Origin of the sequence: Neobacillus sp. B4I6 (assembly GCF_050434045.1) — a bacterium.
In the GTDB taxonomy this organism is placed as follows: domain Bacteria; phylum Bacillota; class Bacilli; order Bacillales; family Cytobacillaceae; genus Neobacillus.
The window spans coordinates 5,138,058-5,152,894 of record NZ_JBNPWB010000002.1 but is presented as its reverse complement, the minus strand read 5'-3'; the positions used below and the strand labels follow the sequence as shown (position 1 = coordinate 5,152,894).

The window sequence follows — 14,837 nt, the reverse complement described above, 5'->3', positions numbered from 1 at the left end:
AATTACTTAGCTTTTTATATCAGAAAAGGGTGTGAGCACATGGAAGTAACTGACGTAAGATTACGCCGAGTTAATACGGATGGACGCATGAGAGCGATTGCATCAATCACTTTGGACAATGAGTTTGTTGTTCATGACATTCGTGTTATTGACGGGAACAACGGTTTATTTGTAGCTATGCCAAGCAAACGTACTCCAGATGGAGAATTTCGTGACATTGCGCATCCAATTAATTCAGGAACGCGCGGTAAAATCCAAGAAGCTGTTTTGGCTGAGTACCACCGTCTAGGTGAATTAGAAGTAGAATTTGAAGAAGCCGGAGCTTCCTAAGGATTTTTACAACTAGGGCCTTTCTTCTATGAAGGCTCTTTTTATTGTTTTTAGTTAATCCCCTCCCCTTTATTCCCTCCATTCTTATTTACTCATAAATTAACTCATTATTACAAAATTAGACTATTCCCTCACATACCTTGAAAAGAGCGCCCATTTACGTTAATATTTTTAATGGATAAAAAGGTTAATTGGAGGACTTGAACATGCATAATCGTTATGCTGTGATTTTGGCTGCAGGGCAAGGAACGCGGATGAAGTCAAAGCTTTATAAAGTATTACACCCGGTATGCGGAAAACCAATGGTACAACACGTGGTTGACCAAGTAATGAAGCTTAATATACAAGAAGTTGTCACAATTATTGGTCATGGGGCAGAAATGGTGCAAGCACAGCTGGGCGATAGCAGTCGGTATGCTCTACAAGATCAGCAGTTAGGTACTGCCCATGCTGTTAGTCAGGCACAGAGCCTGCTCGAAGGGAAAGCAGGAGTGACGATTGTTGTTTGTGGGGATACTCCTCTAATCAAAGCTGAAACGATGGAGTCTCTGTTTAAACATCATGAAGAGTTAGCTGCAAAAGCTACCATCCTCACAGCGAGAATTGAAGACCCAACAGGATACGGCCGAATCATTCGTAATAAAAAAGGCTTAGTTGAAAAAATTGTTGAGCATAAAGACGCCTCTGAAGAGGAAAGAAAGATTAATGAAATCAATACTGGTACTTATTGCTTCGATAATCTTGCATTATTTGAAGCCTTAAAGAACGTTTCAAATGAAAATGTTCAAGGGGAATATTATTTACCAGATGTGATAGAAATTCTAAAAAATCAAGGGGAAGTTGTCACAGCTTTCCAAACAGATGAATTTGAAGAAACATTAGGTGTGAATGACCGCGTGGCTTTAGCGGAAGCAGAACGAATTATGCGTGGCCGTACGAATGCAGCACATATGCGGAATGGGGTAACGATTATTGATCCGGCGAACACCTATATAGAAACAGAGGTTGAAATAGGGCAGGATACAGTTATCTATCCAGGAACGATGATCAAAGGCAAAACAGTGATTGGAGCAGAATGTCAGATTGGACCAAACGCTGAAATCGTTTCGTGTGAAATTGGCGCTGAAACGGTAATCCGTCAATCAGTTGCCCATAATAGCTCGATCGGTGCTCAAGTCAACATTGGGCCATTTGCCCATATTCGTCCAGAATCAGCGATTCAGGATGAAGTGAAGATTGGCAATTTTGTCGAAATTAAAAAGGCTGTCTTTGGAAAAGGAAGCAAAGCCTCCCATCTAAGCTATATTGGTGATGCTGAAGTAGGTTCCAATGTAAACATTGGCTGTGGCTCGATTACAGTGAATTATGACGGTAAAAATAAATTCTTAACAAAAATAGAAGATGGAGTCTTTATTGGCTGCAATTCAAATCTAGTTGCTCCTGTTACGATTAAGAAGGGTGCATATGTGGCCGCTGGTTCAACGATTACAAAAGATGTACCAAGTGAGGCCTTATCGATTGCCCGGGCAAAGCAAGTGAATAAGGAAAATTACGTTCAAAAGCTTAATCTAAAGAAATAGGCTAAGAAATTTAGGAGGCTATTATGTCGAATCAATATTTAGACCCAAATCTTAAGGTATTTAGTTTAAATTCCAATCGTCCCCTTGCAAGAGAAATTGCTAAAGTCATCGGTGTAGAATTAGGTAAATGTTCTGTCACCAGATTTAGTGATGGAGAAATCCAAATCAATATTGAAGAAAGTATTCGTGGTGGTGACGTTTATGTCATCCAGTCGACTAGCCAACCTGTTAATGAAAATATTATGGAATTATTAATCATGATTGATGCATTAAAAAGGGCCTCTGCTAAAACGATTAATATTGTGATGCCATACTATGGCTATGCACGTCAGGATCGTAAGGCACGTGCTCGTGAGCCGATTACAGCTAAATTAGTGGCAACCCTGCTTGAAACGGCAGGAGCCACTCGTGTGATCTGTCTTGATCTGCACGCACCACAAATTCAAGGATTCTTTGATATTCCTACGGATCATTTAATGGGTGTACCTATTTTAGCTGACTATTTTAAAACTAGAGAATTCAATGGCGATATTGTCATCGTTTCTCCAGACCATGGCGGGGTAACAAGAGCTCGGAAATTAGCGGAACGGATGAAAGCTCCAATTGCTATTATCGATAAACGCCGCCCAAGACCAAATGTCGCTGAAGTAATGAATATCGTAGGTAACATTGAAGGGAAAACGGCGATTTTAATTGATGATATTATCGATACAGCTGGAACCATTACACTCGCTGCGAACGCTTTAATTGAAAACGGCGCATCAGAAGTTTATGCTTGCTGTACCCATCCGGTCTTATCGGGTCCTGCAATCGAAAGAATTCAAAATTCAAAAATTAAAGAATTAGTGATCACTAATTCCATTGCACTTCCAGAAGAGAAAAAGATTGATAAGATTATTAACTTATCTGTAGCACCACTGCTTGGTGAAGCGATTATTCGTGTTCATGAGGAACAATCAGTAAGTACTTTGTTTGATTGATGATAAGAATGAAGGGTCTGGCCTCTTTGGTCAGATCCTACTTTTGCTTATGTATAGTTACCTATTTTGGAACAAACAGTTCAAAAAAATGTTTAGACCGCCCTCTTTTGGGGCATTTTTATATAGACAGTTTTTGATAAAATAGGAGGGTAATTAAACATGAGTACTGTACTACAGGCAAAAGAACGGAAGGAATTCCGTCATTCCGCACTAAAGAAAATTAGAACCAGTGGAAATATACCCGCTATTATTTATGGTAACAAGATGGACAATAAGCCGGTTTTTGTTAGTTCAGCTGACTTAACAAAAACAATCCGCCAAGTGGGAAGAAATGGAGTTATTTCGTTAGATGTGGAAGGCAGCAAACAAGACGTTATCTTAACTGAATATCAAGAGGATTCGTTTAAAAAAGAGATACTTCACGTTGATTTCTTAGCAGTTGATAAATCCTCAAAGATTAATGTAGATGTAAGACTTGTTCTAGTGGGTGAGGCTGCAGGTGTAAAAGATGGCGGTGTCTTACAGCAGCCAATTCACCAAATATCGATTACTTCGACTCCAGATAATATTCCGCAGCAAATTGAAGTGGATATTGCTAACCTGCAAGTTGGCGAAACCGTAACTATGGGTGATATTCCTTCAGCAGGTGCATTTACGATCAACCATGAGGACGATGAAGTTGTCGCATCTATCCTTCCACCAAAGCAAGAAGAGGAAATTAATGCAGGTGAACAACAAGCACCGGGACATCCTGATAATGAAGAAGGAAGAGAGACCACTCCGGAATAGAAAAGCAATCGCGCTTGGGCTAGACAATGTTCCAAGCACAATGTAAATTAAGAGTTGGAAGGCGTAATCTTCTTCAGGTTACGTCTTTTATCGCATTAAATATTTATGGGAGAAAAATCTATGTTTCGTAAAATATTTAAAAGGTTGGCTAAGCCAGAAGAGGTGGGACCCCAGATGAAGTTAATCGTTGGTTTAGGTAACCCAGGAAAACAATATGACCAGACGAGGCACAATATTGGTTTTGAAGTCATTGATGCTCTATCGAGTAAATTTGCGATCCCACTTAACCAGTCCAAATTTAAAGGACTATATGGGATTGGTTTTTATAGTGGTGAAAAAGTAATTTTATTAAAACCGCTTACTTATATGAATTTATCTGGAGAATCAATCAGAGCTGTGATGGATTATTATGATATTGACATAGAAGATCTGCTTGTAATTTATGATGATCTTGATTTGCCGGTCGGAAAGATTAGACTTCGACAAAAAGGGAGCCCTGGCGGACATAATGGGATTAAGTCCACAGTAGCCCATCTTGGAACACAGCAGTTCAACAGAATAAGGATTGGAATTGACCGCCCTCAACCTGGAATGAGTGTGCCTGATTATGTTCTAGGACGTTTTCATCCGGACGAAAAGGCTCCAACTGAGGATGCAGTGAAGAAAAGTGCAGAAGCCTGCTCGGCATGGCTGGAAAAGCCCTTCTTACAGGTCATGAATGAATATAATCAGTAAATTGTTCATGACACAAGCCATTGTTTCATACAATAAAGCATTAAAACGAAATGGAAGGATCATCATACGAGCGGTTAATCTAATGAATAAGTTCCTCCTAGTAGGTTAATACTAATAAGGAATCCTAGATTAGGGAGGGACAGGCGTGGCTATCCATTACCATTGTCGTCATTGTGGTACCAAACTTGGTTCAATTGATAAAGCATCGATTCACAGCGAAAGCCTCGGTCTTCATAAATTAACAGATCAAGAAAGACTGGAAATGGTTGCGTATGACTCGTCCGGCGATATTCACATCACAGCCATTTGTGAAGACTGTCAGGAAGCTTTAGAGCGGAATCCAGATTACCATCAATACGATTTCCTTATTCATTAACCAGCTTTGGAGTACCGTCCAAAGCGTTTTTCTATTTATAATTTACTAACATAAGAACGTTTTAATATGAATTTTGTTGAGGAGGGAGGAGAAACCTTGAAAGCTTTAAAATCGTTATTTCTAAAGCAGGAAGATGTCCATTCCGTGATCGCGGGAGTGGAAGAGGGATTAAAGGAACAGTTGATTGCAGGGTTATCGGGTTCGTCAAGAACAGTTTTAACCGCTTCTATCTACGAACAAACGCAAAGGCCGATCATGCTCGTCACCCACAATCTATTACAAGCACAAAAACTCTATGATGATATTGTCAATCTATTAAGTGAGAAAGATGTTTTTCTTTTTCCAGCCAATGAGTTAATTGCTGCTGAGATGAGCATTGCCAGCCCGGAATTAAAAGCCCAAAGAATTGAAGCTTTAAACTACTGGAGCAAGCATAATAAAGGAATATTAATTGTCCCAATTGCAGGGTTAAAGAAGATCGTACCTCCTAAGTCTTTATGGAAAGAATACCAGCTCTCGTTAAAATTAGGGGAAGATATAACAATCGAGAAAACCTTAAATACTTTTGTAAAAATGGGTTATATCCGAGCGGAAATGGTCACAACTCCAGGGGAATTTAGTGTAAGAGGCGGGATCATTGATATTTATCCGCTTACCGAAGCAAATCCGCTGCGAATTGAATTATTCGATACTGAAATTGACTCGATTCGTTATTTCTCGCTTGATGATCAACGTTCAAAAGAGAAGGTTTCAGAGGTTCATATTGGACCAGCAACAGAAGTAGTGTTAGAGGCAGACAATTATAGCCGCATTATTGATCATCTTGAAACCGGATTAGGTAAAAGTCTTCGAAAACTAAAAGATGATAAAGCAAAAATGCAGCTATCGCAAAATATAAGTTTTGAATTGGAGCAGTTAAAAAACGGTCAAAAGCCTGACCAAGTCTTTAAATACCTTTCACTAGCCTACGATAGGGCTGCTAGTTTACTAGACTATCTGCCAAGCAATGGCCTTGTGTTTATTGACGAAATAAGCCGAGTTCAAGAGATGAATGATTCCTTAGTAAAAGAAGAGGCAGAATGGTATACAAGCTTACTTGGCACAGGCCAGATTATCCATGATTTACATATTTCCCATGACCTTTCAGTTCTGCTGCAAAAAAGAGAATTACCGATTGTTTATATGTCCTTGTTTCTGCGTCATGTCGCCAATACAAGTCCGCAAAATATTATTAATGTCTCCTGTAAGCAAATGCAAAACTTTCATGGGCAAATGCATTTATTAAAGGCAGAGATCGACAGGTGGAAGAAAAGCAATTATTCTATTTTATTTCTAGGACCGGATGAAGAGCGGGTAAAAAAATTAGAGCGTGTACTAGAGGACTATGAAATTACTGCAAGTTTGACGAAGGGTGAACAGCAGCTGTTACCTGGCCGGGTTCAGATTATGAAAGGAAACCTGCAAACGGGCTTTGAACTGTCGATCCAGAAAATAGCTGTGATTACCGAAGAAGAATTATTTAATAAACGGGTCAAAAAATCTACTAACCGTCAAAAACTATCAAATGCTGAAAGAATTAAGAGTTACTCAGAGCTTAAAATCGGTGATTATGTTGTTCACGTGAACCATGGAATCGGTAAGTATTTAGGAATTGAAACGCTGGTCATTAATGGAATTCATAAGGATTATCTCCATCTCCGTTATCAGGGGACAGATAAACTTTATGTTCCAGTTGAACAAATTGACCTGGTCATGAAGTATGTCGGTTCAGAAGGAAAAGAGCCAAAAATTTATAAACTGGGCGGAACGGACTGGAAAAAGGTTAAGAAGAAGGTTCAATCCTCTGTTCAAGATATTGCCGACGATTTAATCAAATTATATGCGGAGCGGGAAGCTGCTGTGGGTTATGCCTATTCGCCTGATGGCGATATGCAAAGAGATTTTGAAACATCGTTTGCTTACCAAGAAACAGATGATCAGTTACGCTCGATTCATGAGATTAAGAAGGACATGGAAAGACCACGTCCGATGGACCGCCTTCTTTGCGGCGATGTAGGTTATGGAAAAACAGAGGTAGCTATTCGCGCGGCCTTCAAGGCAATCGCAGATGGGAAGCAAGTCGCCTTTCTTGTGCCCACAACCATTTTGGCTCAGCAGCATCATGAAACATTAAGGGAGAGATTTCAAGATTATCCGATTAATATTGGCCTATTAAGCCGTTTCCGCTCGAAAAAACAGCAGACGGATACCATTAAAGGTTTAAAAGCAGGTACGATTGATATTGTCGTAGGAACACACCGCCTGCTTTCAAAAGATATTGTTTATCGTGATTTAGGGTTGCTGATTATTGATGAAGAGCAGCGGTTTGGAGTTACCCATAAGGAAAAAATTAAGAAATTAAAAACGAATGTCGATGTGTTAACTTTGACAGCAACGCCAATCCCTAGAACTCTTCACATGTCGATGCTCGGAGTCCGAGATTTATCGGTTATCGAAACACCGCCTGAAAATCGTTTTCCTGTCCAAACCTATGTGATGGAATATAATGGATCTCTGGTGCGGGAAGCGATTGAAAGGGAACTAGCCCGCGACGGACAAGTCTACTTTTTATATAACCGAGTGGAAGACATTGAACGCAAAGCTGAGGAAATATCGATGCTTGTCCCCGATGCGCGCGTGGCCTTTGCCCATGGTCAGATGACAGAAAATGAATTAGAAGCGGTGATGATTGGCTTTTTAGCTGGCGAATTTGATGTTCTTGTTAGTACGACCATTATTGAAACAGGTGTGGATATTCCGAATGTTAATACATTAATAGTCTTTGATGCGGATCGCATGGGGCTCTCTCAGCTGTATCAGCTCCGTGGCCGTGTGGGAAGGTCCAATCGTGTTGCCTACGCCTATTTCACCTATCGAAAAGATAAAGTATTAACAGAAGTCGCTGAAAAACGCCTTCAAGCGATCAAGGAATTTACTGAATTAGGTTCAGGATTTAAAATTGCGATGCGCGATTTATCGATAAGAGGGGCAGGAAATTTACTAGGGGCCCAGCAGCATGGATTTATAGACTCCGTCGGTTTTGATCTTTATTCGCAAATGTTGAAAGAAGCGATTGAAGAGCGAAAGGTTAACATCGGCGTGCCTGGAGCAGCTGTAAAAAAATCAGTAGAAATTGACCTTGAAATTGATGCCTACATTCCGGATACATATATTAAGGATGGGCATCAAAAAATAGAGATGTACAAACGTTTTAGAGGGGCCGAGACTCTTGCAGATATTGAAGAGCTTGAAGCGGAAATGTTGGACCGGTTTGGTGAATATCCGGATGAGGTTTCCTGCCTATTCCAAATCGCTGAAATGAAGGTTTATGCCCTTTTAAATGGGGTGGAACAAATTAAGCAGCTAAAACAGGAAATAACCATTTTAGTGAATGAACAGGTTACCAACACGATTGATGGAAGTAAGATTTTTCATATTGGAAGCCAATTTGGCCGAAATGTTACCCCTGGAATGGAAGGTCCTAGGCTGAAAATTGTGATCAAGGTCAAGGATTATAAAACCTCACAATGGCTGAATATTGCCTTTGAAATGGTTAAGGGACTGTCCCAAGCAAAAAAGGGTCATGAAAATCCAGTAAATTAACTGGATTCCTCTAAACATTGGTAGAAAGTGGCCCGCTTGTTGGTTTGCCCGAGCAATTCACTGGAATCCTGCTTTATCCAATTTCGGATAATTGTTATATATTTGAAAAATTATAACGTTTATGTATAGAACTTTCCAGATGAAAGATACTAAGTTCAAAGTTGGTGATGATTACAATAAAAGGAAAAACCGTCATCGCCAAGTTGAATAATCATCAGATGAAAGTGAGGCAACATTGGATGAAAGCAACTGGAATAGTTCGTCGAATCGATGATTTGGGTCGTGTTGTCATTCCTAAAGAAATACGCAGAACTTTGCGTATCCGCGAAGGGGATCCGTTAGAGATTTTCGTTGATCGAGACGGAGAAGTCATCTTAAAAAAGTATTCACCTATAAGTGAATTAGGTGATTTTGCCAAAGAATATGCGGAAGCACTTTTTGATAGCCTCGGGAACCCTGTGTTAATTTGTGATAGAGATACCGTTATTGCAATGGCAGGCGGTTCTAAGAAAGAGTACTTAAATAAAAATATTAGTGATGTAGTTGAAAAAACAATGGAAGAACGAAATTCATTGCTGTTCACTCAAAAGGGTGATATCGCCTTAGTGGATGGAAATGAAGAAGCAATAACTTCATATACGATCGGCCCTATTATTGCAAATGGTGATCCAATCGGGGCAGTTATCATTTTTTCTAAAGAAGGAACTCTTGGCGAAGTGGAGCAGAAGGCTGTTGAAACAGCAGCTGGTTTCTTAGCTCGACAAATGGAGTCATAAAAGAACTAATCCTATTTAACAAATTTTAAAAAGACAGCCATTGCTGTCTTTTTTATTTAGTTTAAAAGGGAACTCCCCATGATATAATTACCTTCGAGTTTGTATTTTCTGTCTAGCTCCAGCGCTAAACGGGCGCTTGCGCTTTTCTTAGTAGGTGAATGAATGAAGTCTGTAAATCAATCAAAGGCTCTGTTTAGAGGAGCCTTTATTCTAATGCTTGCGGCCCTTATTACAAAAATTTTAAGTGCCTTTTATCGAATTCCTTTTCAAAACATTGTCGGAGATATTGGCTTTTACATATATCAGCAAGTATATCCGTTTTATGGGATAGCCATTGTCCTTTCGACGACAGGCTTCCCAGTCGTCATTTCAAAGCTCTATGCGGAGCAGAAACAAAAAGGTGATGACGAAAAATCCCGCCTGCTTCTTTTTGTATCCTTTATTTATTTGCAATTATTTGGTTTTATCTGTTTCCTTATTCTTTACTTTGGTGCAAAAGCAATCGCTGTTTGGATGAATGACCCCCATCTCTCGATTCTATTAAGGGTCGTCTCGATTGTGTTTCTGTTGTTCCCAATGATGTCGATTCTGAGAGGCTATTACCAAGGGATTGGGGACATGGTCCCAACGGCACTATCACAGGTGGGGGAACAAACCACACGAGTATTGACGATTCTCTTTTTGGCCTCTCTTTTTATAGAAAAGGGTTATTCCCTCTATCTTGTCGGCGGTGGGGCCATGTTTGGTTCGATTACCGGCAGTATGATCTCAGGAATTATCTTGTTTATGTTTCTATGGATACGTAAAGAATGGAAGGTAGTAGCACCAAGGCAAGGAATGTTTCAAAGATATGCAAACGATGCAAAAAAGATCTTTAAGGCCCTTGTCTATCAGGGTCTCACGATTTGTATTAGCGGAATGCTCATGATATTTATCCAATTAGCCGATGCTTTGAATCTCTACTCCCTGCTGGTTGGAAGCGGGATTGATAGAGACGTGGCTAAAAGTCTTAAGGGGATATTTGACCGTGGACAGCCATTAATCCAGTTAGGAACCATTGCTGCCACCTCCATGTCTTTAACCCTTGTTCCCTTAATCACTAGAGAGCGGTTGGCTGACAAACCTGAATTTTTACAACACAAAATTCAAGTAGCTCTTAAAGTGAGTATCATTTTCGGTTTAGGTGCCTCTTCAGGTCTATGGGCGATCATTAAACCGACTAACACGATGCTGTTTGAAAATGAAGCTGGTTCAGCGGTGTTAGGGGTATTGAGTTTTGTGATCTTGTTTACGTCGCTAACCGCAACGATTATCGCCATTATGCAGGGCATGGGTGTGCTGCTATTTCCTGCCATCGCAGTTGCATGTATATTTCCGTTAAAATATATCCTAAATGTTTATTTGGTACCCTTATATGGAACAATGGGTGCTGCCATTTCATCACTTATTTCGCTGGGAATGGTCACAGCACTGCTATTCATTCAATTTAAAAAAGTTGTTCGGATCTCGCTATTCTCCCTTCACTTTTGGAGAACGATCATAATGGCCACCGCATCGATGGTCCTCTTTTTAAAGGTTTATTTATATATGTTCGGCTCGGATGATTATGGTCGAATCGAAGCTGTCTTTCAATCGTTAAGCGCGGTAATCGTTGGTGGTTTCCTCTTTTTATTGATTATTATAAGAGGCAAAGTCTTTCGTGAGGAAGAATTGGCGCTATTTCCATTTGGAAGTACATTAATAAAATTATTGGCCCGAAAGGATAGGAATTAACAATGGTAAGAAGGATTGAAATTCTAGGTTTAGGTGCAGGAGATTTGGAACAACTTCCTGTTGGTGTATATAAGAAGTTACTTAAATCAAACTCGTTATTTTTGCGGACGAAGGAACATCCGGTGGTCTCTGATTTGGAGAAAGAAGGATTAAGGTATACTTCATTTGATTCAATCTATGAAAAACACGATCAATTCGAGGAAGTATATGAAGAAATTGTCGAGACGCTGTTGCAAAAGGCAGAAAGCGAGACGATTGTTTATGCCGTCCCAGGACATCCACTAGTAGCAGAGCGGGCTGTGCAGCTTCTTTTGGCGTATGGTCCAACAAGGGATATTGAAATAAGCATTGGCGGCGGACAAAGTTTTATTGATGCCTTATTTACCTCGTTAAAGATTGACCCGATTGAAGGGTTTCAGTTACTTGATGGGACATTACTCAACGCAGCACAACTGCAAATTGACCAACATATGATTGTGAGCCAAGTATATGACCAATTTGTTTCCTCTAACGTTAAATTAACCTTAATGGAAAAATTACCAGATGATTATCAGGTTTATATCGTTACAGCGGCAGGGAGCAGTCAAGAAATAATCGAAAAAGTTCCATTGTTTGAATTGGACCGAAATGTATCGATTAACAATCTGACGTCCGTTTATATTCCGCCAGTGAAAGAGGAACAAATCCTATTGAAGAATTTTTCAAAATTAAGGGAAATTATTGCTGAACTTAGGAGTCCAACTGGCTGCCCGTGGGATAGAGAGCAAACCCATGAATCCTTAAAAAAATATTTAATAGAAGAAACCTACGAAGTAATTGACGCAATTAACCATGAAGATATTGACCATTTAATCGAAGAACTGGGCGATGTACTGCTTCAGGTCATGCTCCATGCCCAAATCGGTGAAGATGATGGTTATTTTTCGATTGATGACATTATTGAAGGTTTATCAGCGAAAATGATTCGCCGCCATCCCCATGTGTTTGGAAATGGTCAGGCGGATAATGCCGAGGAAGTAGTAAGAAACTGGCAAGAAATTAAGAAGTTAGAAAAGGGTGAAGTACCTGCTTCGTTACTTGAAGGAGTGTCAATGGCCCTGCCGAATTTGTTAAGAGCGTATGAATTGCAAAAGAAAGCGGCAAAGGCTGGCTTTGATTGGCAGGAAATCACACCTGCGTTAGAGAAAGTGAAAGAAGAACTCGAAGAATTTGTGAATGAATTAGACGGAACAGACGAGGGCATGGCACGGGCTAAGGGGGAATTTGGCGATTTACTATTTGCGTTTGTCAATGTTGCCAGGTTCTTAAAGATCCATCCAGAAGAAGCATTGTTCGAAACGAATGAAAAGTTTACACGCCGTTTTCAATTTGTCGAGGAAAAAGTAAAGGACAGTGGCAGGACTTTTGAAGAACATACACTGGAACAACTCGACCTATACTGGGACGAAGCAAAATTATTAGGACTTTAGAAAAAGGGGAGTTTACGCATGCGTCTAGATAAATTTTTGAAAGTATCGCGATTAATCAAAAGAAGGACTTTAGCAAAAGAGGTGTCTGATCAAGGGAGAATCGAAATTAATGGGAAAGAGGCCAAGGCTTCTTCAACAGTTAAAGTCGGGGATGAATTAACAATCCGACTGGGGCAAAGAAAAGTTACCGCAAGGATTGACCGGATCCAGGATACCACCCGCAAAGAGGAAGCAGCAGAGATGTATACGATTATCAATGAAGAAAGAATTGGCTCCACAGAATTCCCAATGTAGTAACCGAGTTCTAATTTTCAAATCCTTCACATAAATTGTATCAAAAAGGTTGTACAAATGATTGTGAGGGATGTTAATGAGCCAGTATTATGATAATAATCCAACAAAGAGCAGTGTTCCAGACCATGACGTCATCATGAGAGGCAGAAAACTTCTTGAGATTACCGGTGTCAAGCAAGTGGAGAGTTTTGATAATGAAGAGTTTTTATTAGAAACATCGATGGGATTTTTAGCAATCAAAGGACAAAATTTGCAAATGAAAAATCTCGATGTAGAAAAGGGGATTGTTTCGATTAAGGGGAAAATTTTTGATTTAGTTTACCTTGACGAACAGCACGGGGAGAAAGCTAAAGGGTTCTTTAGTAAGTTATTCCGATGACCCTCTCGACTCAATTTATTACGTTGCTTTCAATGATTGGAATGGGCTCGTTATTCGGCGCCATGTTCGATACCTATCAGCGGTTTTTAAATCGGCCGAAAAGGAAGCAGTGGATTGTATTCTTTAATGATTTATTATTTTGGATGATCCAAGCGGTGATCATATTTTACACGTTATTTTTAGTGAATAATGGGGAATTAAGATTTTATATCTTCCTCGCGCTTGTTTGTGGATTTGCCGCCTACCAGAGTTTATTTAAAGGAATTTACCTTCACTTGCTTGAGGTATCGATTAAAACAACGATAGCTGTCATCCGCTTTATAAAAAAGGCTTTCCATCTCCTGATTTATAAACCAATCTTGGGTCTTATTCAGCTAATTATTATCATTATCATTTCAATTGGCAGGGGGCTTTTAACTCTTGTTAGATTTATGGGTAAGGTTTTACTATTTATCCTAAAGATTATTTTTGTACCGTTCCAAAAAATTATGTTAATTTTTTGGAAACTTTTGCCGAAAGGTCTTAAAAAATCCGTCGAGAAGTTATATAATAAAACGGCAGGAAATTTTCACAAAATCAGGAATTATATAAGTAAGATGATAAATAGATGGAAAAAACCAAAAGAGTAAGGCGGTGAGGGAAATGGGAGCAGAACAAAAGAAAAGTGTGTCAAAGATCCAGACAACGTATGTTAAACAGCAGGAGTATGCAGAAATTGCCTCAGCTAGGAAAAAGAAATTATTAGCAAGGCGGCTGTCGATGTTTTTGGTTTTGGCCAGTATTCTCTCTTATGTAATGATTTCCAGCACCATTTCCCAAACTGCTAAACTCAAGGCAAAGATTGCTCAAAAGAAGGAACTTAATCACCAATTAACAGACTTAAAGAATCAACAGGATATTCTCAATGAAAATATTATTAAATTAAATGATGATGATTATATTGCAAAGTTAGCTAGAAAAGAATATTTCTTCTCTGAGAAAAATGAAATTATTTTTACGATCCCTGATGAAAAAAAGGGGAAATGAACCAATTTGTAGCCATATTGACACTGATTTTTTTCTTTTTGTATAATATAGAGTAAGATTGATTTTTTATACTTTTAAGGAGGAACATTCTTTTTATGTCAATTGAAGTAGGCAGCAAGTTACAGGGGAAGGTAACAGGAATTACTAATTTTGGAGCGTTTGTGGAGCTGCCGGGTGGCTCAACAGGACTCGTACACATCAGCGAGGTTGCGGACAACTATGTGAAAGATATTAATGATCATTTAAAGGTTGGCGACCAAGTTGAGGTAAAAGTCCTCAATGTTGAGAAGGATGGGAAAATTGGACTGTCGATTAAGAAAGCGAAGGATCGACCAGAGACGCAGCAAAGGTCCCATTCAAACTCACAATCACAACGTCCTCGTCAGGGTAGAAACAACGATCGCAATACTGCTAAGCCGGAAAATTTTGAAACCAAAATGGCAAAATTTTTAAAAGATAGTGAGGATCGTTTATCTTCCTTAAAACGGCACACGGAGTCCAAGCGTGGAGGAAGAGGAGCTAAGCGGGGGTAAACTTGCTGTTAACTTTTATTAGAATAAGAGTGGCCTTACTCAATATCTATAAATCTAAGACAGGACTAAATGGCCTGTCTTTTTTTGTTTTTCAAAAATAATGGCTGTGTTAACTTGGCTGTTGATTTCCGCTCCAGGCGCTTCGCTTTCCGCGG

Annotated in this window: 15 protein-coding genes; all 15 read left to right on the top strand. The window is 39.5% G+C overall.

The features are described 5' to 3' along the window. Nucleotides 1-39 precede the first annotated feature (39 nt). The 15 genes from spoVG (at nucleotide 40) to QF028_RS27620 (ending at nucleotide 14,682) form a co-directional block, all read left to right on the top strand. Nucleotides 40-330: a septation regulator SpoVG gene (spoVG, locus tag QF028_RS27690; RefSeq protein WP_003347151.1), complete on the top strand. Its 291-nt coding sequence runs from the start codon at nucleotides 40-42 to the stop codon at nucleotides 328-330. Between the two features lie 206 nt (nucleotides 331-536). After that, nucleotides 537-1,910 (top strand): bifunctional UDP-N-acetylglucosamine diphosphorylase/glucosamine-1-phosphate N-acetyltransferase GlmU, encoded by a 1,374-nt coding sequence (gene glmU, locus QF028_RS27685; protein WP_429470600.1) that lies wholly within the window; start codon nucleotides 537-539, stop codon nucleotides 1,908-1,910. A 23-nt stretch (nucleotides 1,911-1,933) separates the two neighbouring features. Beyond that, complete coding sequence (locus QF028_RS27680) at nucleotides 1,934-2,890, top strand: ribose-phosphate diphosphokinase (RefSeq protein ID WP_214717310.1); 957 nt, start codon at nucleotides 1,934-1,936, stop codon at nucleotides 2,888-2,890. A 159-nt stretch (nucleotides 2,891-3,049) separates the two neighbouring features. Further along, on the top strand, nucleotides 3,050-3,679 hold the full coding sequence (locus tag QF028_RS27675; RefSeq protein WP_429470598.1) for a 50S ribosomal protein L25/general stress protein Ctc: 630 nt from the start codon (nucleotides 3,050-3,052) through the stop codon (nucleotides 3,677-3,679). Nucleotides 3,680-3,853: 174 nt separating this feature from the next. Beyond that, nucleotides 3,854-4,414 carry an aminoacyl-tRNA hydrolase gene (gene pth, locus QF028_RS27670; RefSeq protein ID WP_098933560.1) on the top strand — a complete coding sequence of 187 codons (561 nt, stop codon included), beginning with the start codon at nucleotides 3,854-3,856 and terminating at the stop codon, nucleotides 4,412-4,414. 145 nt (nucleotides 4,415-4,559) lie between these two features. Next, a complete protein-coding gene (locus QF028_RS27665; RefSeq protein WP_168241463.1) occupies nucleotides 4,560-4,790 on the top strand; it encodes an anti-sigma-F factor Fin family protein in 231 nt (76 codons plus the stop codon). A 96-nt stretch (nucleotides 4,791-4,886) separates the two neighbouring features. Next, nucleotides 4,887-8,432, top strand: coding sequence for a transcription-repair coupling factor (gene mfd, locus QF028_RS27660; protein ID WP_429470595.1), 3,546 nt, complete (start codon nucleotides 4,887-4,889; stop codon nucleotides 8,430-8,432). A 239-nt stretch (nucleotides 8,433-8,671) separates the two neighbouring features. Continuing rightward, the gene (gene spoVT, locus QF028_RS27655) at nucleotides 8,672-9,208 is read left to right on the top strand and encodes a stage V sporulation protein T (protein ID WP_214717308.1); all 537 of its coding nucleotides are present in this window, start codon (nucleotides 8,672-8,674) and stop codon (nucleotides 9,206-9,208) included. 162 nt (nucleotides 9,209-9,370) lie between these two features. Then, nucleotides 9,371-10,981 (top strand): putative polysaccharide biosynthesis protein, encoded by a 1,611-nt coding sequence (locus QF028_RS27650; protein ID WP_429470593.1) that lies wholly within the window; start codon nucleotides 9,371-9,373, stop codon nucleotides 10,979-10,981. A gap of 2 nt (nucleotides 10,982-10,983) precedes the next feature. Next, a complete protein-coding gene (gene mazG, locus QF028_RS27645; protein WP_429470591.1) occupies nucleotides 10,984-12,450 on the top strand; it encodes a nucleoside triphosphate pyrophosphohydrolase in 1,467 nt (488 codons plus the stop codon). Nucleotides 12,451-12,468: 18 nt separating this feature from the next. Next, nucleotides 12,469-12,744 carry an RNA-binding S4 domain-containing protein gene (locus QF028_RS27640; RefSeq protein WP_088084933.1) on the top strand — a complete coding sequence of 92 codons (276 nt, stop codon included), beginning with the start codon at nucleotides 12,469-12,471 and terminating at the stop codon, nucleotides 12,742-12,744. 76 nt (nucleotides 12,745-12,820) lie between these two features. Further along, nucleotides 12,821-13,123: a sporulation protein YabP gene (gene yabP / locus QF028_RS27635; RefSeq protein ID WP_168241468.1), complete on the top strand. Its 303-nt coding sequence runs from the start codon at nucleotides 12,821-12,823 to the stop codon at nucleotides 13,121-13,123. Further along, a complete protein-coding gene (gene yabQ, locus QF028_RS27630) occupies nucleotides 13,120-13,752 on the top strand; it encodes a spore cortex biosynthesis protein YabQ (RefSeq protein WP_429470588.1) in 633 nt (210 codons plus the stop codon). The genes yabP and yabQ overlap by 4 nt, the downstream gene beginning before the upstream one ends. A 13-nt stretch (nucleotides 13,753-13,765) precedes the next feature. Further along, nucleotides 13,766-14,149 (top strand): FtsB family cell division protein, encoded by a 384-nt coding sequence (locus tag QF028_RS27625; RefSeq protein ID WP_429470586.1) that lies wholly within the window; start codon nucleotides 13,766-13,768, stop codon nucleotides 14,147-14,149. 95 nt (nucleotides 14,150-14,244) lie between these two features. Further along, nucleotides 14,245-14,682, top strand: a complete 438-nt coding sequence (locus QF028_RS27620) for a S1 domain-containing RNA-binding protein (protein WP_215000039.1) — start codon at nucleotides 14,245-14,247, stop codon at nucleotides 14,680-14,682. Nucleotides 14,683-14,837 lie beyond the last annotated feature (155 nt).